17 protein-coding genes and 5 tRNA genes are annotated in these 20,205 nt (G+C 44.2%); 20 read left to right on the top strand and 2 right to left on the bottom strand.

What is annotated here, in order from left to right:
* Window positions 1–15: 15 nt before the first annotated feature.
* Window positions 16–717 carry a gamma-glutamyl-gamma-aminobutyrate hydrolase family protein gene (locus tag ACGG81_RS05900; protein ID WP_009262650.1) on the bottom strand — a complete coding sequence of 234 codons (702 nt, stop codon included), beginning with the start codon at window positions 715–717 and terminating at the stop codon, window positions 16–18.
* Window positions 718–925: 208 nt separating this feature from the next.
* On the opposite strand from ACGG81_RS05900, the gene ACGG81_RS05905 reads away from it, so the two are divergent.
* Window positions 926–2,239 (top strand): sodium-dependent transporter, encoded by a 1,314-nt coding sequence (locus ACGG81_RS05905; RefSeq protein WP_016439109.1) that lies wholly within the window; start codon window positions 926–928, stop codon window positions 2,237–2,239.
* Window positions 2,240–2,324: 85 nt separating this feature from the next.
* Here the strand turns inward: ACGG81_RS05905 and ACGG81_RS05910 are convergent, their stop codons facing one another.
* Window positions 2,325–3,542: an argininosuccinate synthase gene (locus ACGG81_RS05910; RefSeq protein WP_390110085.1), complete on the bottom strand. Its 1,218-nt coding sequence runs from the start codon at window positions 3,540–3,542 to the stop codon at window positions 2,325–2,327.
* A 450-nt stretch (window positions 3,543–3,992) separates the two neighbouring features.
* Between ACGG81_RS05910 and argC the strand changes: the two genes are divergently transcribed.
* The 19 genes from argC to ACGG81_RS06005 all read left to right on the top strand — a co-directional run bounded on the left by argC (window position 3,993) and on the right by ACGG81_RS06005 (window position 20,179).
* Window positions 3,993–5,033: an N-acetyl-gamma-glutamyl-phosphate reductase gene (gene argC, locus ACGG81_RS05915; protein WP_016439107.1), complete on the top strand. Its 1,041-nt coding sequence runs from the start codon at window positions 3,993–3,995 to the stop codon at window positions 5,031–5,033.
* 52 nt (window positions 5,034–5,085) lie between these two features.
* Entirely contained in the window at window positions 5,086–5,529 is a 444-nt protein-coding gene (locus ACGG81_RS05920) for a GNAT family N-acetyltransferase (protein WP_009262646.1), read from the top strand.
* Between the two features lie 43 nt (window positions 5,530–5,572).
* Window positions 5,573–6,796, top strand: a complete 1,224-nt coding sequence (gene argJ, locus ACGG81_RS05925; RefSeq protein WP_016439105.1) for a bifunctional glutamate N-acetyltransferase/amino-acid acetyltransferase ArgJ — start codon at window positions 5,573–5,575, stop codon at window positions 6,794–6,796.
* Window positions 6,797–6,844: 48 nt separating this feature from the next.
* Window positions 6,845–7,753 carry an acetylglutamate kinase gene (gene argB / locus ACGG81_RS05930; RefSeq protein ID WP_008976044.1) on the top strand — a complete coding sequence of 303 codons (909 nt, stop codon included), beginning with the start codon at window positions 6,845–6,847 and terminating at the stop codon, window positions 7,751–7,753.
* A complete protein-coding gene (locus tag ACGG81_RS05935; RefSeq protein WP_009262643.1) occupies window positions 7,734–8,921 on the top strand; it encodes an aspartate aminotransferase family protein in 1,188 nt (395 codons plus the stop codon). The genes argB and ACGG81_RS05935 overlap by 20 nt, the downstream gene beginning before the upstream one ends.
* A gap of 151 nt (window positions 8,922–9,072) precedes the next feature.
* The gene (locus ACGG81_RS05940) at window positions 9,073–9,504 is read left to right on the top strand and encodes a DMT family transporter (protein ID WP_008976042.1); all 432 of its coding nucleotides are present in this window, start codon (window positions 9,073–9,075) and stop codon (window positions 9,502–9,504) included.
* A 124-nt stretch (window positions 9,505–9,628) separates the two neighbouring features.
* Complete coding sequence (locus ACGG81_RS05945; RefSeq protein WP_390110090.1) at window positions 9,629–10,309, top strand: helix-hairpin-helix domain-containing protein; 681 nt, start codon at window positions 9,629–9,631, stop codon at window positions 10,307–10,309.
* Between the two features lie 22 nt (window positions 10,310–10,331).
* A complete protein-coding gene (locus ACGG81_RS05950; protein WP_008976040.1) occupies window positions 10,332–11,018 on the top strand; it encodes a response regulator transcription factor in 687 nt (228 codons plus the stop codon).
* The gene (locus tag ACGG81_RS05955) at window positions 10,975–12,441 is read left to right on the top strand and encodes a sensor histidine kinase (protein WP_390110093.1); all 1,467 of its coding nucleotides are present in this window, start codon (window positions 10,975–10,977) and stop codon (window positions 12,439–12,441) included. The genes ACGG81_RS05950 and ACGG81_RS05955 overlap by 44 nt, the downstream gene beginning before the upstream one ends.
* 17 nt (window positions 12,442–12,458) lie before the next feature.
* Window positions 12,459–13,424: a GerMN domain-containing protein gene (locus ACGG81_RS05960; protein WP_009262640.1), complete on the top strand. Its 966-nt coding sequence runs from the start codon at window positions 12,459–12,461 to the stop codon at window positions 13,422–13,424.
* Complete coding sequence (locus ACGG81_RS05965; RefSeq protein ID WP_390110095.1) at window positions 13,421–15,655, top strand: DNA internalization-related competence protein ComEC/Rec2; 2,235 nt, start codon at window positions 13,421–13,423, stop codon at window positions 15,653–15,655. Before ACGG81_RS05960 ends, ACGG81_RS05965 begins: the two co-directional genes overlap by 4 nt.
* Window positions 15,656–15,761: 106 nt before the next feature.
* Window positions 15,762–16,742, top strand: coding sequence for a DNA polymerase III subunit delta (holA, locus tag ACGG81_RS05970; protein WP_009262565.1), 981 nt, complete (start codon window positions 15,762–15,764; stop codon window positions 16,740–16,742).
* A gap of 117 nt (window positions 16,743–16,859) precedes the next feature.
* The gene (lepA, locus tag ACGG81_RS05975) at window positions 16,860–18,674 is read left to right on the top strand and encodes a translation elongation factor 4 (RefSeq protein WP_008976035.1); all 1,815 of its coding nucleotides are present in this window, start codon (window positions 16,860–16,862) and stop codon (window positions 18,672–18,674) included.
* 163 nt (window positions 18,675–18,837) lie between these two features.
* Window positions 18,838–18,910: transfer RNA gene (locus ACGG81_RS05980), tRNA-Val, on the top strand.
* A 34-nt stretch (window positions 18,911–18,944) separates the two neighbouring features.
* A tRNA-Met gene (locus tag ACGG81_RS05985) sits at window positions 18,945–19,018 on the top strand.
* A gap of 6 nt (window positions 19,019–19,024) precedes the next feature.
* A tRNA-Val gene (locus tag ACGG81_RS05990) sits at window positions 19,025–19,097 on the top strand.
* Window positions 19,098–19,131: 34 nt separating this feature from the next.
* Window positions 19,132–19,205, top strand: a tRNA-Met gene (locus tag ACGG81_RS05995).
* 25 nt (window positions 19,206–19,230) lie between these two features.
* Window positions 19,231–19,304: transfer RNA gene (locus ACGG81_RS06000), tRNA-Met, on the top strand.
* A gap of 176 nt (window positions 19,305–19,480) precedes the next feature.
* Window positions 19,481–20,179, top strand: coding sequence for a hypothetical protein (locus ACGG81_RS06005; protein ID WP_390110097.1), 699 nt, complete (start codon window positions 19,481–19,483; stop codon window positions 20,177–20,179).
* Window positions 20,180–20,205 lie beyond the last annotated feature (26 nt).

Genomic DNA, 20,205 nt, shown 5'->3' on the forward strand with positions numbered 1-20,205 from the left:
GGCTGGCAAAATAAATTATTTGCGGCAGGCAGTGATAAATGAAGCAAACAGATCACGCATGACAGGAGAAGTACGGTACATACATTCCGGGTGCCATTGGACTCCAAGGGCAAATGGATGAGCGGAAAGTTCGATTGCCTCGATGATGCCGTCAGAAGTCCGGGCAGTTGGGACGAGCCCTTTGCCGAGTGAGTCGACTGCCTGATGATGGAAACTGTTTGTATAGAGGGACGAACCTGTGATGGAGGAGAGAATACTTCCTTTTGCGACCAGTACTTTATGGCTGATTTCACTTCTAGAGGCGGAAAGCTGCATATGATTGATGGGTGCGTGGAGTGAGGTATCGATATCTTGGAGAAGCGTTCCTCCACAGGCTACATTTAAGACCTGCATTCCACGGCAGATGGCAAGCAGGGGTTTTTTTGTTTTTAGAATGGCGCGCAGAAGGCGAAGTTGAAAAATATCCAGTGTGATGTTGGTTGCCCCCAGTCCTTTTGCCGGTTCTTTTCCAAACAGAAGTGGGGTGATGTCGTTTCCACCGCAGAAGAGGAAACCGTCACAGAGAGAACAATATGTCTGAAGTGCCTCGTCAGAACGCACGAGTGGGAGCAGAAGAGGGACTCCTTTTGCATATTTTATGGATTGAATGTAAGCATTAGTTACAAATTGGCGGTCATCCATCAGACCGCAGACAATAATTCCGATTACTGGTTTCATAGTACACATCCTTATGTTTTTTATTATAGGATAGGTATGTTTCGTGCCGGATATTCAAAAGAACAGGAAAAAAATATATTTTCTACTTTTTTCTTGCATTAATGCTTTAAAGTGTGATAGTATATGGAGAGAAATCGGAAAGCCTGTCTGAGTCGATCTGCTGATTGATGTTTTTTGTGGATGGGTTTGGAGAGAAAAGGAGTTGCTTATGGAAAAGAGAGAAAAATTTACGAGCAGAATGGGATTTGTTATGGCTTGCATCGGTTCGGCTATTGGACTTGGAAATATATGGATGTTTCCATACCGGCTTGGCGCTTACGGTGGGGCGGCATTTTTGATCCCATACTTTCTGTTTGTCTTGATTCTTGGGACGACAGGACTGATTACAGAATTTGCGTTCGGGCGTGCTTTTGGCGGCGGTTCGATGACTGGAATCTCAGAAGTGTTCCGTGAAAGAACATGGAAGGGTGGAAAGATTGTAGGAATGCTTCCGGCAATCGGGCTTCTTGGCATTTTTATGTTTTACAATGTGGTTGTCGGGTGGATTTTAAAATACCTTGTAATGAGTGGAACCGGAAAGCTGGCAAAGGTGGATAAGAACACCTATTTTACAGAGTTTGCAGGTTCAGCTGCTTCCATTCCATGGGATGCGGTTGCGATTTTTCTGACGGTACTGGTCATTTGTGCAGGTGTTGTAAAAGGGATTGAGCGGATCAGCAAGATCATTATGCCGGCATTGTTTCTGATTTTTATCGTACTGATTTTCCAGTCACTGTCACTTCCGGGAGCGATGGAAGGTGTGAAGTTTCTGCTTCAGCCAAAATGGGAGTACCTTTTGAAAGCAGATACATGGGTGATGGCGCTTGGACAGGCATTTTTCACGGTATCCATCAATGGATGCGGGATGGTAGTGTATGGGAGCTATTTGAAGAAAGAATATGATATTCCGCATCTGGCGGTCAGCACGGCAGTGTTGGATACGCTGGCAGCGGTACTTGCATCTTTTGTGATCATGCCGGCGGTATTTGCATTCGGGTTGGATGCAAAATCAGGACCACCATTATTATTTATGACGATGCCGATCATTTTTGAAAAAATGCCGGGTGGAACAATCCTTGCGGTTATCTTCTTTATCAGTTTGCTCTGTGCGGCGATCTCTTCTTCTATTAATATGCTGGAAGGGGTTGTGGAGGCAATCCTTTCGCACTCGAAGCTGACAAGGAAAAAGGCGGTGATTTTTGTGGGAGTTGTCACATTTGTGCTCTCAGTTCCTTTGAATTTGAGCATGACAACCTTTGATCAGTTTACCAATCTGATCACAGTTGTAATTTCACCGCTGATGGCACTTCTTGTGCTGATTGTCTTTTACTATCTTCATGATGGAGAAAAGGCGCTTGCGGCGATCAATGAAGGAGCAGGGAAACCGCTTGGAAAAAGGTTCCTTGCGTTTGCAAAATATGTGTTTGTGATCGTGACCATTCTTGTAGTGATCCTCGGGATCGTGTATGGGGGAATTGGTTAAAGAAATACAGAATGTTACTCAAGAAGTTTTAGAAAACAAAAAGGGCAGCTGGAAAGATCAGCTGTCCTTTTTGTGTGTCTGTTTTTTACTTTTCTGTTTCTGCAAGTTTCATTGCGCGTACTTTTAACGGAAGACCGAATAAGTTGATAAATCCTTCTGCGTCATGGTGGTCATAAAGTTCTCCGGTAGTAAAACTTGCGAGAGATTCGCTGTACAGAGAATACGGAGAGGTTGTTCCGGCTTTGATGATATTTCCTTTATAAAGCTTCAATTTTACTTCTCCGGTCACATATTGCTGTGTGGATTCGATAAATGCCTGCACAGCCTCACGGAGTGGTGTGAACCATTTTCCTTCGTATACAATCTGAGAAAGTCTATTTCCCATTTCTTTTTTCACCTCATAGGTTGCACGGTCAAGCACCAGTTCCTCTAACTGCTGGTGAGCTTCCATTAAGATGGTTCCTCCTGGAGTTTCATAGACACCGCGGGATTTCATTCCGACAACACGATTTTCTACAATGTCGATGATACCGATTCCATGCTTTCCGCCGAGGGCGTTTAACTCTGTGATAATCTCAGATACTTTCATCGTTTGTCCGTTTAAGCTGACTGGAACACCTTTTTCGAAAGTCATTGTGATATATTCGCCTTCATCCGGTGCTTGTTCTGGGGTAACGCCGAGTACAAGCAGATGTTCATAGTCTGGCTCTTGCGCAGGATCCTCGAGCTCTAATCCTTCATGGCTGATGTGCCATAAGTTACGGTCACGGCTGTAACTTTGGCTGGCATCAAATGGAAGGTCGATCCCATGCTGATGGCAGTATGCAATCTCTTCTTCACGGGAATTTAATGTCCAAAGATCAGTCATTCTCCATGGAGCGATGATCTTCAGATCCGGTGCGAGTGCCTTGATTCCTAATTCAAAACGAATCTGATCATTTCCTTTTCCGGTTGCTCCGTGGCAGATAGCAGAAGCATGTTCTTTTCTTGCAATTTCTACTAGTTTTTTTGCGATTCCCGGACGTGCCATCGCAGTGCCGAGCAGATATTTGTTTTCGTAGATTGCATTTGCCTGTACACATGGCACGATATAGTTATCACAGAACTCATCAACGATGTTTTCAATATATAATTTGGAAGCGCCGGATAATTTTGCGCGTTCTTCTAAGCCGTCCAGTTCTTCTCCCTGTCCGCAGTCGATGCAGCAGCAGATGACCTCATAATCAAAATTTTCTTTGAGCCATGGGATGATGGCTGTTGTGTCCAATCCGCCGGAATATGCTAAAATTACTTTTTCTTTCATGTGAAAAGTCCTCCTTGTTCTGTTTGTCTTGAAATTTGATAGTATTAATATACAACAAAATGAATAAATATGCAACAAGAAAATTTGAAAAAGAGAAATGAGATTAAAAAAGCAAAGCAAACTGTTATAGGAAAACAAATGTGCACTAGGGGGAAATATACTAGTTTTTATAGAAAAAAGAGTAATGTAAAAATGAAAAAATTCGTAGAGAAAAACGAAAAAGCACTTGTGTTTACTTATAAAATGCAAAGTATGAGAGGGAAAACAAGAAAATGAAAAACGGAGAAGAAAGTTATGGGGAAAGAGGAAAGCGATAAAAGCAGATTTGGGTGCAAAGTAAAATTGTACAAAATAAAATGCAAAAAAACTATTGCATAACATTTAAAATAGATGTATAATCATGCAAAATCAAAATTTATTCGATGGAAAAAGAGAGAAAGGGTGTTATAGATGATTCGTGCAGGAATAATTGGTGCAACGGGGTATGCCGGAGGAGAATTAGTCAGACTTTTGGCTGGTCATAAGGAAGTGGAAGTAGTATGGTTTGGCTCCAGAAGTTATCAGGAGATTCCTTATACTAATGTTTACCAGAATTTATTTCAGATTGTAGAAGGAACGTGCGGGGAAAAGGTGATGGAGGCACTTGCGGATGACGTGGATGTAATCTTTACTGCAACGCCGCAGGGATTTTGTGCCGGACAGATCAGTGAGACGGTGCTAGAGAAAGCTAAAGTCATTGATCTAAGTGCAGATTTTCGCTTAAAAGAGGCGGAAACGTATGAAAAATGGTATAAAATACAACAGAAAAGCCCGGAACTTCTGCAAGAAGCAGTCTACGGACTTTGCGAGTGGAATCGGGAGCATATTCGATCAGCAAGGCTGATCGCCAATCCCGGCTGTTATCCAACGTGTTCTCTGATGGCGATTCTTCCATTGGTAAAGAATGGACTGATAGTTCCGGAGACGTTGATCATCGATGCAAAGTCCGGGACATCGGGGGCAGGAAGAACGGAGAAAATAGATAATCTTTATTGTGAAGTCAATGAAAATATGAAAGCATATGGGGTGACCACACATCGGCATACACCGGAGATCGAAGAACAGCTGTCTCTTGTTGCAGGGGAGAAGGTATGTGTGAATTTTACCCCGCATCTTGTTCCGATGAATAGGGGGATCCTTGTGACCGCCTACGCATCACTAAAACAAGGTGTGACGGAAGAAATGGTAAGAGAGGCATATGACAGTTGTTATAACAGCGAGAAATTCGTTCGTGTACTGCGAACCGGGATATGTCCGCAGACGAAATGGGTGGAAGGAAGCAACTATGTGGATGTTGGATTTCAGATTGATCAGCGGACCAATCGGATTGTGATCCTGGGAGCGATGGATAACCTTGTGAAGGGCGCTGCGGGGCAGGCAATCCAAAATATGAATTTGATGTTCGGACTGGATGAGACGGAAGGACTGACTGCAATCCCGCTGTTTCCTTAGAAGCTACAGCAGGAAAAAAGAAGAAAAAGACGGAAAAAGGAGAGGCAGAACGATGATACGCGCAATGATGATAGAAGACTATGAGGGAGTTTATAAGCTTTGGAAACAGACCAAAGGATTTGGAATCCGTAGTATCGATGACTCGCGGGAAGGACTGGAACGTTTCCTTAGAAGAAATCCGACTACCAGTATTGTAGCGGAGGAAGAAGGAGAGATTGTCGGCAGTATTTTATGCGGACATGACGGAAGAAATGGTTGCTTTTATCATGTATGCGTTGCTGAAGAACATCGGATGAAAGGAATCGGGACACAGATGGCGAAGATGGCGATGGATGCGCTGAGAGCAGAGAAAATCAATCAGGTCTGCCTGATTGCATTTACGGACAATCAGGTTGGGAATCAGTTCTGGGAACAAAGCGGATGGAAGCGGAGAGAAGACTTAAATTATTATGACCTCTCTTTAAACGAAGAGAATGAAACGACATTTAATCGATAGAAGGCAGAAATAACAGGCAGCAAAGAAAGGAAGGAAAACAGAGATGAAGCAGATCAAAGGTGGAATTACAGTGGTACCGGGATTTGAGGCGGCAGCGGCAGCGGCCCAGATCAAATACGAGGGGCGTACAGATATGGCATTGATTTACAGCAGTGTTCCGTGTGTGGCGGCGGGAACTTTTACGACAAATGTGGTGAAGGCAGCTCCGGTAAAGTGGGATCAGAAGATTGTCAAACAAGGCGGAGCGGTGCAGGCGATAATTGTCAATTCGGGAATTGCAAATGCGTGTACCGGAGAAGAAGGGATGCAATATTGTGAAGAGACAGCACAGACAGCGGCAGAAGTATTCGGGATTCAGAAAGAACAAGTGCTGGTAAGCTCTACCGGAGTGATTGGAAAACAGCTTCCGATGGAGAAAATCCAGGCGGGAATCCATATGCTTGCCCAGGCAAAAGGCAATGACAAACTTTGTGGAGCAGAGGCCGCAGAGGCGATTCTGACAACAGATACGCATAAAAAAGAGGCTGCAGTACAGCTGGAGATTGGCGGGAAGACAGTGACGATCGGTGCGATGGCCAAAGGATCCGGAATGATCCACCCAAATATGTGTACGATGCTTTCGTTTCTTGTGACCGATGCTGTGATTGAAAAAGAAGTTTTACAGAAAGTATTAAGTGAAGATGTAGAGGAGACGTATAATATGATTTCCGTAGATGGAGATACTTCTACAAATGATACGGTCTTGTTTCTTGCGAACGGACTGGCACAAAATGCTTCGATCTGTCCGGGTACAGAAGAATATAAAGCATTTGCAGCAGCAGTACATACGGTCAATGAGCAGCTGGCAAAGGCAATCGCAGGAGATGGAGAGGGCGCTACGGCTCTTTTGGAAGTGGAGGTTGTCGGAGCGGCAGATAAAGAGCAGGCAAAGAAAATCAGCAAGTCAGTCGTTTGCTCGAATCTGACGAAAACAGCAGTGGCAGGTCATGATGCAAACTGGGGAAGGATTCTCTGTGCGATGGGATATGCAGGCGTTTCATTTGTACCGGAGCAGGTAGATCTCTTTTTGGAAAGTGCAGCAGGAACGATTCAGATTCTTTCCGATGGGGTGGCACTTCCGTATAGTGAGGAGAAGGCGACGGAGATTTTATCTGAGGAAAAAGTAAAAATCCTTGCAGATCTGAAACTTGGGGATGGGAAAGCGACTGCATGGGGCTGTGACTTGACACACGGATATATCGATATCAATGCAGATTACCGGAGCTAGCATACCAAACAGAAATGATGCAGAGATAAAAGGAAGGAAGAGACGAAAATGAGCCAGAAGATGCAGGAATATTTGAAAAAAGCGGAGGTACTGATCGAGGCGTTGCCGTACATTCAGCGATTTAACCGAAAGATTATCGTTGTAAAATATGGTGGAAGTGCGATGATCGATGAGACATTGAAAAAGCGGGTGATTGAGGATGTGACTCTTTTAAAATTGGTCGGGTTCAAACCAATCATTGTCCACGGAGGAGGGAAAGAGATCAGCCGGTGGATGGAGAAGACTGGAAAGCAGCCTACGTTTGTCAACGGACTTCGCGTGACGGATGAGGAGACGATGGAAGTTGCAGAAATGGTGCTTGGAAAGGTGAATAAAGGGTTAGTTCAGCTTGTGGAATCGTTGGGAGTGCGGGCCATCGGTCTGAGTGGAAAAGATGGTGGATTACTTCGGGCGCAGAAGAAATTTTCAGACGGAAAAGACATCGGATTTGTGGGGGAAGTGACATCGGTGGATGCAAATGTACTTTTGGATCTTCTGGAGAAAGATTTCCTTCCTATCATCTGTCCGATCGGGCTAGGAGAGGATTATCAGACTTATAATATCAATGCGGATGATGCGGCGTGTGCGATCGCGCAGGCGGTACATGCGGAAAAATTAGCGTTTTTATCTGATGTAGAAGGAATTTGTACAGATCCGGCAGATGCCTCCACGTTGATTTCAGAATTGACAATTCAAGAAGGAAAACAGCTGATCGAGAAGGGAACGATCACCGGGGGAATGATTCCGAAACTTTATAGCTGTATAGAGGCAATCCAGGCAGGGGTATCGAGAGTCCATATTCTTGATGGAAGAATCCCGCATTGTCTGTTGCTTGAAATTTTTACAAACAGAGGAATTGGAACTGCCATTTTTGAGGGAGAAAGGAGCAGATTTTACTATGGACCAGACAATCAGTAAGACGGAAAGCGCTATCTTACATACCTATAATCGATATGATCTTGTGTTGGAAAAAGGAGACGGCGCTTACCTGTATGATACAGATGGAAAAGCCTATTTGGATTTTGGCTCGGGGATTGGTGTCAGTTCTCTTGGATATGGAAACAAAACATTGCAGTCTGCATTGAAAAAACAGATTGATCAGTTGATCCATACATCCAATTTATATTATCACGAACCGCTTGCCCAAGCGGCAGAAAAACTGAAAACCATCTCGGGAATGGATCGTGTCTTCTTTGCAAACAGCGGGACAGAAGCAATTGAGGGCGCTTTGAAAACAGCAAGAAAATATGCGAAGCAAAAAGGAAACAGTGCCTGCGAGATTATTTCCATGGAACATTCCTTTCATGGCCGCAGTATGGGGGCGCTGTCGGTGACGGGAACGGAAAGCTATCGGGAACCGTTTGAACCACTTGTAGGCGGTGTGAAATTTGCCATATTTAATGATCTGGAAAGTGTAAAAGAACAGGTGACAGAGAAGACAGGTGCAATCCTTCTAGAACCGGTACAGGGAGAAGGTGGCGTCTTTGTAGCAGAACAGTCATTTCTGCAAGGACTTCGCACACTCTGCGAGGAAAAAGGGATTCTGTTGATCTTTGACGAGATTCAGTGCGGCATGGGGCGAACCGGATCAATGTTTGCGTGGCAAGGATATGGGGTACAGCCGGATATCCTTGTGATGGCAAAGGCAATCGGAAACGGAGTTCCGGTAGGGGCTTTTGCAATGAAAGAGGAGGTAGCGCAAAACTCCTTAAAACCGGGTGATCACGGGACGACTTACGGCGGCAATCCACTTGCATGTCAGGCAGTCAGTACGGTGATCGATCTTTTTACAGAGCAGAAGTTAGCAGAACATGTGCGCAGATTGACTCCGTACCTTGAAGAAAAATTAGATACTTTACTTGCAAAATACGATCTGTTCACCGGGAGAAGAGGGAAGGGATTTATGCAGGGGTTGATCACTTCTTGTCCGGCCGGAAAGATTGTGGAGGCGGCGAAACAAGAGGGACTTTTGCTTGTGACGGCAGGAGCGCAGGTTGTAAGATTCCTTCCGCCGCTGATCATTACTGAAAAAGAAATTGATGAAATGACAGAAAAGTTAGAGAGAGCACTTGTTCGTGTTTGTTAAAAGAAAGCAGATGATGCTCATTTTTATAAGTCACATGATATAGAAAAATGAATTTTTGATTGGGATCGGGGCATAAAAATCCGGTCATTGGATACACTGGAAAGAAATAGATGTTACAAAAAAGTGACGAATCATTCTGGGAGGGAGTCCGATGACTGGATTTTTTATTGCGTTGCTCTCTGGGGCGCTGATGAGTGTGCAGGGAGTTTTTAACACACAGGTAACAAAAACAACGGGGATGTGGGTGTCCAATGGCTGGGTACAATTTTCTGCTTTTGCGGTTTGTCTTGTGGCATGGCTGATCGCAGGCAGGGATAGTGTGATGGCACTCGGAAAAGTAGAGCCAAAATATATGCTGCTGGGAGGTGCGATTGGAGCTGGAATTACGTGGACCGTGATTAAAAGTATGGAACAGCTGGGACCTGCAAAAGCGGCGCTTCTGATTGTGATCGCACAGTTGATCGTGGCATATGTTATTGAAGTACTGGGATTGTTTGGTGTGGAGAAATCACCGCTGGAATGGCGAAAAATAGGAGGGATGGCTCTGGCTTTGATCGGTATTGCGATTTTTCAGTGGAAGTAAAGAAGAAATCTAAGAAATAAAAAAGCCGGGGAAGAATTGGTTGTAATTCTGAGGTAAATTCGATACAATATATGTGACTTTGCATATGAGGGGATTTATAGAGAATATCTATAAAGGAGAAAATATGTATAAGCAAAAGAAAAATGAAAAGAGCACTAAGAACAAGTGGAAGCGCAGCAGAAGTAGGATGTATGGAATCGGGATTCTGATAGTGACACTTTGTCTGACAGCCTGCGAAAAAGAGGAGCATCGGATGGAAGAGGTCCAATTGGAAGAGGTCGAAAAAAGTGAATCGGACTCAGAAGAGCGGCAGAACCAATCTGCGTCGGAAGTGCCGGACGGTGAACGGCAGCCAAAAACGATCTGGGTATATGTATCGGGTGCAGTCTGTACACCAGGTGTATATGAGCTGCCGGAAGGATCCCGGCTTTTTGAGGCACTGGAGCGTGCCGGAGGAATGACGGAGGCGGCTGACCAAAGTTTTCTGAATCAGGCAGAACTTTTGACGGATGGGGTACAGATTCAGGTTCCGACAAAGGAGGAGGTTGCTTCGGGAATTGCGACAGAAGTAAATACTTCCGGTGCACCCGGAGAAAGTGGAAAGACTTCTCAGGGAAAGGTGAATTTAAATACTGCGACAAAGGAAGAACTTATGACACTTCCCGGGATCGGTGAGGCAAAGGCAGATAGCATTCTTACCTATCGGGAATCTGCAGGCGGCTTTCAGTCCATTGAACAGATCAAAGAGATCGAGGGAATCAAGGACGGTGTGTTTGAAAAAATGAAAGAACGGATCACAGTCTGAATGCTCTGGTAAGGGAGAGTTTATGGGAAATAAGATATTGGTTGTCGATGATGAAAAATTAATTGTGAAGGGAATTCGGTTTAGTCTAGAGCAGGATGGAATGGAAGTCACTGCTGCATATGACGGGGAAGAGGCGTTGGCGCTTGCAAAAAGCGGTGAGTTTGACTTAATTCTTCTGGATGTCATGCTGCCGAAACTGACAGGATTTGAGGTCTGTCAGCAGGTCCGGGAATTTTCGGATGTGCCGATCATTATGCTGACGGCAAAAGGGGATGATATAGATAAGATCATGGGACTGGAGTATGGTGCGGATGATTATGTCACAAAGCCGTTTAATATTCTGGAGGTAAAAGCAAGGATCAAGGCAATCATCCGGCGTACGAAGAAAGACAGACCGGAAGAACAGAAGAATCTGATCGTAAAGGGAGAGATGAAGTTAGATTGTGAGAGCCGCCGTGTCTTTATTGGAGAGCGGGAAGTCAATCTGACTGCAAAAGAATTTGATATGCTGGAACTGCTTGCGCTGAATCAGAATAAAGTGTACAGCAGAGAGAAGCTTTTGAATCTTGTCTGGGGCTATGATTATCCGGGGGATGCAAGAACTGTAGATGTACATATCCGCCGCTTGCGGGAGAAAATTGAGAGCCATCCAAGTGATCCAAAGTATGTGCATACAAAGTGGGGAGTTGGTTATTATTTTAGGGGATAAGATATACTTCCGCGGTAAGTTCTTTAAAAGTCTCCGTTTTCGGATCATGTTGCTTTTGATCGTGATTGGAATTATCCCGTGTATCGTTGTCGGGCAGGGAATCATCAGCAATTATGAAAAGAGAGCGGTTTCCGTGCGGACGGCGGAAATTCAGAATCAGAGCACAATGCTAGGAAGTCGTCTTGGAAAAGCGGGCTATTTAAAGGGAGTACCGTCAGAAACATTGGATGCGGAGCTGGCACAGCTTGCTGATATTTACAGTGGCAGAATTCTTCTGATCGATGATGAGTTTCAGGTAGTCAAAGATACTTATGACATGGAGGAAGGGAAAACAATCATTTCAGAGGCGGTGATGGAGTGCTATGGGGGAAACAATACAAGTGAGTATGATTCGAAAAACCACTATATTGAGGTGACGCAGGCAATCCAGGATCCGAATAGCGGACAGACTGAAGGGATCATGCTTGTCAGTGTTTCCACCGATTCCGTTGTGGACAGTGTAGATGTTCTGCATTCCAAAGCGGTTGCTGTGGAGATTGCTGTCGGAGTTGTGATCATTACCATTTCCTTTTTTGTTTCCGCGCTTCTTGTACGGCCGTTTGGAAGAATTACACAGGCAATCGGAGCCGTGACGGAAGGGTATGATACGGACAATCTTCACGAGAATGCCTATACCGAGACAATGCTGATTTCTGATGCATTTAATAAGATGCTTGGAAGACTTAAGATTCTTGATGATTCCAGGCAGGAATTTGTCTCAAATGTCTCCCATGAACTGAAGACACCATTGACTTCGATGAAAGTGTTAGCCGATTCCCTCCTGGTACAGGAAGGCGCTCCTGCGGAATTGTATCAGGAATTTATGGAGGATATCGCGGCAGAAATCGAGCGGGAGAATAAGATTATCAATGACCTGCTGTCACTTGTCAAGCTGGACAAGACGTCGGCGGATTTAAATATCAAGTCAGAAAATATCAATGATCTTCTGGAATTGATCTTAAAACGTCTGCGGCCGATTGCGGTACAACATAATATCGAAGTTGTATTTGAAAGTTTCCGTCCGGTGATTGCGGAGGTGGACGAAGTGAAGCTGACGCTTGCGATTTCTAATCTGGTGGAAAATGCAATCAAATATAATCATGAGGAGGGATGGGTGCATGTCTCTCTGAACGCAGATTATAAATATTTCTATATCAAAGTTGCAGACTCTGGTATCGGGATTCCGGAAGATGCCGTCGAGCATATTTTTGAGCGTTTCTATCGGGTAGATAAATCACATTCCCGAGAGATAGGAGGAACCGGACTTGGGCTTGCAATTGCGAAAAATGCAATTTTAATGCATAGAGGAATTGTGAAAGTACACAGTAAAGAAGGGGAAGGAACGACGTTTACTGTTCGTGTTCCTTTGACCTATATTGCGTAACATTCCGGTGAGCAGAAATGAAAGGGAAGACAAAAAGAGAGAAGATGACAGGAAATTTGAAAAAGAAAATCGGAATTGGGCTACTTGTGGTACTGGGAATCATGTTGCTTGCTGCATGTGGGAAAGAAAAGAAGAGTGTTTCCGGTGATGGAATTTATTACATGAACAGTGAGGAGACAACTATTGAGAAAGAACCGTATCAGATCAAAGAGAAAGATGCAGAGAAAGCTGCACGGGCGATGTTAAAAGCACTTTCCAAAGCGCCGGAGGATGTGGAGATGAAACCGGTGATCTCAAAACGGGTAAAGGTACTTGGATTTGAGGTGCAAGAGGGAAAGATCACAGTTAATTTTGGCGGAGGATATTATGAGATGGGAGCGGTCCGGGAGGTACTTTGCCGGGCGGCGATCGTCCAATCGCTTGTGCAGATTGATGGCATCGAGTCGGTCGCATTTGAAGTAGAGGGCAATCCACTGACGGATAAGGAAGGACAGGTTGTTGGAAGCATGCGGGCAGAAGATTTTATTAAAAATACAGGTTCTGTGCTACACTCTTATGAAAAAACGAACCTTACACTGTATTTTGGAAATGAAGAAGGTACTGCGCTTGTGCCGGAGGTGTTAGAGGAGGTACGCTACAATACGAATCTGTCAACAGAAAAACTTGCCATGGAGCGTTTGCTCAAAGGGCCGACATCAGGGAAACTTCAGCCGGTACTGGATTCTAAAGTTCGTCTGATCGGAACTTCTGTCAAGGACGGAATCTGTTATGTCAACTTTGATGACACCTTTCTTCAGCAGGAATCGCGGATGGATCCGGCGTTGCAGATAGAGGCGCTTGTCCGTTCTTTGATGGAAAACGGAAAAGAAATCCGGGCAGTTCAGATCTTAGTCAACGGAAAAAGTGACCAAAGCTACAAAGGCATTTCTCTGGAACAACCGTTTGACGGCGAAGCTGTTAGGAAGAAGGAGGAGCAGAAGTGAGAAAGAAACCACTCTGTCTTCTGTGCATCTTCTTTTTGCTGCTCAGGCTGGCAGCTACTTTGATAATGGGGAAAACGATGGACAATCCTGCTTTTCCCTCTTCTACAACAATTCAGATAGAAGGCACTGTCCTTCAGAAATCAATCACATCAAAACAACAAATCTTGACAATTGGAAATCTTGAAAAACAATCCAGACAGAAAAAGAAGCAATATATTGAGAAAGAAAAAATAGTGATTTATGACGATTCGTTCCGTAAAGTAAAAATCGGTGATCGCATTTGTGTAAAAGGAGATGGAGAGACCTTTGAAGAAGCACGTAATCCTGGGAATTTTGATCAGAGAGAGTATTATCGGAAGAAACATACAACAGGATTTTTGTGGGCGAAAGAGATCTTGGTCACGGAGCGGGCAAAAGTTTCTTTAAGGGAGATGCTGTTTCGGATGCGGCAGAGGAGCAGGGAAGTGTTTGAACACTGCCTGGGAAAGAAAAACGGAGGAATTCTTGCGGCAATGGTGTTGGGCGAGAAAGCGGGGATGGATCCGGAAGTGAAAGAACTGTATCAGAAAAGCGGAATCAGCCATTTGCTTGCAATTTCCGGTTTGCACATATCTTTGATCGGCAATGCCTTCTACCAATGGCTCCGGAAAGGAGGATGTTCTTTTTGTATAGCGGGGATTACAAGTGCGGTTGTGCTTGGGGGATATGCATGCATGACGGGGATGAGTGTATCTACACAGCGAGCTTTTTTCATGTTCCTTCTTCGTATTGGTGCAGATGCAGCCGGAAGGGTCTATGACCTGCCAACGGCTCTGGCAGTGGCAGCGGCATGGATCGCAGCAGAAAATCCGGACGATTTGACAGACGCTGCATTCCTTTTGTCTTTTGGGGCGATTCTTGGAATTTTGCTTCTCTGCCCAATATTTCAGGAAATTTTTGCAGGGGAAAAGAAATGGTTACAGACATTATCCGGAAGTCTGGCAATTACTGTAATACTCCATCCGATCCTAAGTTTTTTCTATTATGAAATATCGCTGTATGCGATCTTTCTCAATCTGCTTGTCATCCCTCTGATGAGCTGGATCCTTGGCACAGCGATCATTGGGCTTTTTCTAGCCGTTTTGTGGATGCCGGGTGGCAGTCTTGTTTTAAAAAGCAGTGGATTTCTTCTGGAAGGTTATGAGTTACTCTGTCGGATGTTTCTGAGGCTTCCTAATGCTGTTGTTGTGACTGGGAAACCGGAAATCTGGAAGATTGTGATATATTATTGTCTGCTTTTTGTGTTTGTGATGTGGTGGAGAAGAAAGATAATAGAAAAGAAAATGGAAGAAAAGAAAGGGAGATGGAAAAAGGAAGTTCAGAACCGGGTATGGAACTGGAAACAAAAGGTAGGAAGTGTGTTGTGGATCACAGGGTTGGCATTGATTCTTATTATTGAAATTGGAAAAGAAGAACTGGAAGTGACATTTCTTGATGTAGGGCAGGGAGATGGGATTTTTCTTCAGACAGATACGGGATTGACTTGTATGATCGATGGAGGAAGTACCGATATCAAACAGGTGGGAAAATATCGGATTGAACCATTTCTGAAATCAAAAGGAGTCAGAAAGCTGGATTATGTTTTTGTTACACATGGAGATCAGGACCATTTGAATGGAATTGTAGAACTGATGGAACGGCAGGCATATGGAATTTCCATCGACACACTTGTGCTTCCGAGAAAGGACGTATGGGACGATACCCTTTGGCAGCTGGCATATCAGGCGGATATGCAAGGGGTGTCGGTTGTGGCGATGCATGAGGGAGAATCCGTGGAAGATGCTCGCATTTCCATTGAATGTATCCACCCGGCAGAAAATTCAGAAGCAGATCCGGGAAATGCCAGTTCCCTCGTGCTGAAAGTAACTTGTCAAAACGTAAAACTGCTCTTAACAGGGGATGTGGAGGGAAAGGGAGAAGAAGAACTGGTTGACAGATTTTCTGAAGAAATCTTTCTTTTGAAAGTTGCACACCATGGATCGAAAAATTCAACGAGAGAGTTGTTTTTAGAACAGGTCAAACCAAAGTATGCAATTATCTCCGCAGGATGTAACAATTCCTACGGACATCCAAATCAGGAGACGATTCAACGTTTAAAACAATCTGGGGTAAAAATCTATAGCACACAGGACAATGGAGCGATTTGTTTTAGGATTGACGATGGAAAGGGGTATTTGTCAGGATGGAAATAGGAAGGTGGCGCAAAGAAAACTGGCATGCTATCCTCTTTACGTAGTGGGAACATCTGTGATATGATGAAAAAGGATTTTCAGGAAACGGAAAGGGCAGAGGTGATCGATGAAAAGTTTAAATGAAGATTTAAAGACAGGAGAATTTAAGCAGATCTATCTGCTGTATGGGGAAGAAGTATATCTAAAGAAACAATATAAAGACCGGTTGTCAAAAGCGATTGTCAATGAAGGAGATACGATGAATTACTCTTATTATGAAGGGAAAGGAATCCATCCGGAAGAGTTGATCGATCTGGCAGAGACGATGCCGTTTTTTAGTGAGCGTCGTCTGATCGTTGTGGAAAATTCGGGATTTTTCAAAAATGCCACCCCGGAGCTGGCAGATTATTTGAAAGAACTTCCGGAGACATCCTACTTTCTGTTTGTAGAAGAGGAAGTTGACAAGCGCGGAAAGCTTTATAAGGCAGTGAAAGCAAAAGGGCGTATCGTGGAACTGGGACGACAGGACGAACATACACTGGTTCGATGGATCCTTGGGATGGTGAAACGGGAAGGGAAGCAGATTTCCGAGCGAACCGTACAGTTTCTTCTCGCAAAGACCGGGGATGATATGGAGAATCTCCAGAGAGAATTGGAAAAGCTGTTTTGTTATACACTGGAGAAAGATGCAATCACAGTGGAAGATGTGGAGGAAATCTGCACGACACATATTTCCAATCAGATTTTTGAAATGGTTGCAGCAGTTGCCGAGAAGAAACAAAAAAGAGCACTAGAGCTTTATTACGATCTGCTTGCGTTGAAAGAACCACCGATGCGGATTTTGTTTCTTCTTGTCCGTCAGTTCCGCCTGCTTTTGGAGGTGAAAGAACTGGATCAGAGTGGATATGGAAGAAAAGAAATCGGAGAAAAAACAGGACTGCACACGTTTGTTGTCGGAAAATATCAAGGGCAGGCGAAGCTTTTTAAGAAAAAGGAACTGAGAGAGATTCTGGAGATGGCAGCAGACCTTGAGGAAAGTGTAAAGACGGGGCGGTTGACAGACGCACTTGCGACGGAACTTTTCATTGTAAAATACAGTATGGCATGATATAATAATGCGATGTTAAAAAGAAACAACGCCTCAGCTTTCGGGAAGGGAAGTGAAAACTTCTTTGTATAGATGATTTTGGCTGAGGGATAGAGATAGAGAGATGGAGGAATTTTAGTGGCAGGAATAGATCAGAGTAAGATACGAAATTTTTGTATTATTGCACATATCGATCACGGGAAGTCGACTTTGGCAGACCGGATCATAGAGAAGACCGGACTGCTGACAAGTCGTGAGATGCAGTCACAAGTGCTTGATAATATGGAGCTGGAGCGGGAACGTGGAATTACGATCAAGGCGCAGACAGTCCGCATTGTTTATCAGGCAAAAGATGGAGAAGAATATATTTTTAATTTAATTGACACTCCGGGACATGTTGACTTCAATTATGAAGTATCAAGGAGCCTTGCAGCATGTGATGGTGCGATTCTTGTTGTGGATGCGGCGCAGGGCGTTGAGGCACAGACACTGGCCAACGTGTATCTGGCGCTCGACCATGATCTGGACGTGATGCCAGTCATCAATAAAATAGATCTTCCAAGTGCAGAGCCGGAACGGGTAATCGAAGAAATCGAAGACGTCATTGGAATCGAGGCAGAAGATGCGCCGCGGATCTCTGCAAAGACAGGGCTAAATATTGATCAGGTATTAGAACAGATCGTCGAGAAGATACCGGCGCCGGGAGGAGATCCGAAATCACCACTTCAGGCGTTGATCTTTGACTCGGTGTATGACCCATACAAAGGAGTGATCGTCTTTTGCCGAATCAAGGAAGGGACTGTTCGAAAAGGAACTCCAATCCTGATGATGGCGACCGGGGCAAAAGCAGAGGTTGTAGAAGTTGGATATTTTGGCGCAGGACAGTTTATCCCATGTGAAGAACTGAGTGCAGGAATGGTAGGATATATCACTGCCAGCCTGAAAAATGTCAAAGATACAAGAGTCGGAGACACCATCACAGATGCATCCAGACCATGCGCGGAGGCATTGCCGGGATATAAGAAAGTCCAGCCGATGGTGTACTGTGGACTTTATCCAGCTGATGGCGCAAAATATCAGGATTTAAGAGATGCGTTGGAAAAACTTCAATTAAATGATGCGGCGCTGCAGTTTGAGGCGGAGACATCCGTTGCACTGGGATTTGGATTCCGCTGTGGATTTTTAGGGCTTCTCCATCTGGAGATCATTCAGGAACGTCTGGAGAGAGAGTACAACTTGGATCTCGTGACAACTGCACCGGGCGTTATTTATAAAGTACACAAATCAAATGGAGAAGTGATCGAGCTGACAAACCCATCCAATCTCCCGGATCCGGCAGAGATTGAATATATGGAAGAGCCAATGGTAAAGGCAGAGATTATGGTTACATCAGAATTTATCGGGGCAATTATGGATCTCTGTCAGGAACGACGCGGGGAATATCAGGGGATGGAATATATCGAGGAAACGAGAGCGGTGCTGCGGTATCATCTTCCGTTAAATGAAATTATTTATGATTTCTTTGATGCGCTGAAATCTCGTTCGAGAGGTTATGCTTCCTTTGATTATGAGATGCTTGGCTATCAGCAGTCAGAGCTTGTGAAATTGGATATTTTGATCAACAAAGAAGAAGTGGATGCTCTTTCCTTTATCGTACATAGCGGAACAGCCTATGAACGTGGACGCAAGATGTGTGAGAAATTAAAAGAGGAGATTCCGAGACAGCTGTTTGAAATTCCGATCCAGGCAGCAATTGGAAGCAAGGTCATTGCCCGTGAGACTGTGAAGGCGATGAGAAAAGACGTTCTTGCAAAATGTTACGGTGGAGATATCTCTCGTAAGAGAAAGCTTCTGGAAAAACAGAAAGAAGGAAAGAAGAGAATGCGGCAGGTTGGAAATGTAGAAATTCCTCAGAAAGCATTCATGAGCGTGTTGAAACTGGACGACAAATAGAGGAAAGAGAGCTGTCGAAAACAAGAAAGTCGATAATAGTTTACATGGATTTTCCATTTTTTTGAAAAAAATAAAAAAATATGAAAAAACATATTGACATTTGAGAAAAAATAGTAGTATAATAGCAGAGCGGGTTAGCGGTGAGCGAAACCCGCAGGAATATGGGATCATAGCTCAGCTGGGAGAGCATCTGCCTTACAAGCAGAGGGTCATAGGTTCGAGCCCTATTGGTCCCATTTCTATGAAAAGCCTTCATAGAGAATTATATATGGCGGGATAGCTCAGTTGGCTAGAGCACACGGTTCATACCCGTGGTGTCGCAAGTTCAAATCTTGTTCCCGCTATTAGATGGGATCATAGCTCAGCTGGGAGAGCATCTGCCTTACAAGCAGAGGGTCATAGGTTCGAGCCCTATTGGTCCCATTTATATGAAAGCATTTCATAGGAGATTATATGTGGCGGGATAGCTCAGTTGGCTAGAGCACACGGTTCATACCCGTGGTGTCGCAGGTTCAAATCCTGTTCCCGCTATTTATAAAAAATTATATAAATATATGGCGGGATAGCTCAGTTGGCTAGAGCACACGGTTCATACCCGTGGTGTCGCAGGTTCAAATCCTGTTCCCGCTACTATCAAAAGTATAGAGAAGTATCAAAGGAAACCGGGAGAATATTCTTCGGTTTTTTTTATTTTTCTTGATGTTTTTTTTGTTTTCAAGTACAATAAAAGAAATAAATACAAAAAGGCTGTTACAAAAGGAAACATTCCGGTTTGCAACAGCCTTTTCGACAGAGGAGTAAGAAAGATGAACAACAAAAGCAGAATGATTTTAAAAATGCTGGCAGGCGGATATATTCTTTATATCGGAATTTCCCTTCTGATCGGTGTTCTTCAGACAGAACCTAATGAAAAAGTATTGATGATCATCGTCAGCATTTTCTTTATGGTAGTAGGTGGAACCGTACTCTATCTTTCTGTGGGAGCATTGCTGAAAGAATATGGAGTGGATATTGAGTTCTGGAAACAGAAAAACAAAAAATCCGAGGAGAACGGGGAAATCGAACAGACGGACAGAAGAATGTCGGAGGGAAATTCAAATATCAATTTCCAGGATCTCTCAGAAAGTGTCAAAGAGGAACAGGATCAACAGGAAAACTTGGAATCGCAGGAGAAATCTGTCCAAGAAGAGGAGGCTGTGCAGGAAGCGGAATCTGAAGAAACATCACAGGACGAGATTGAGGAAGACGATTTAAACGAAGAGCCGCTTGATCCGGAAGAAGATTTGCCGGAGGAAACAGAAGAAGACGGTTCTGAAGAAGAAATGGATGAGGAGCAGGAAGAAGACGAGGATATCGTACAGATAGATGAAAAGGAAGAAAAAGAGGAAGTGACAGAAGAAGTGACAGAGGAGAAGGTGCAGGAACATCAAGAAGAGTCAGAAACTTCCAAAGAAATGTTCCCGAGAAGACAGGCCTCTATCAGCCCAATGCCACAGAGAAAATAATAAGAATAACAGAGAAAGAGGTGCCA

The organism is Faecalimonas umbilicata (assembly GCF_042846195.1).
GTDB lineage: Bacteria > Bacillota > Clostridia > Lachnospirales > Lachnospiraceae > Faecalimonas > Faecalimonas umbilicata.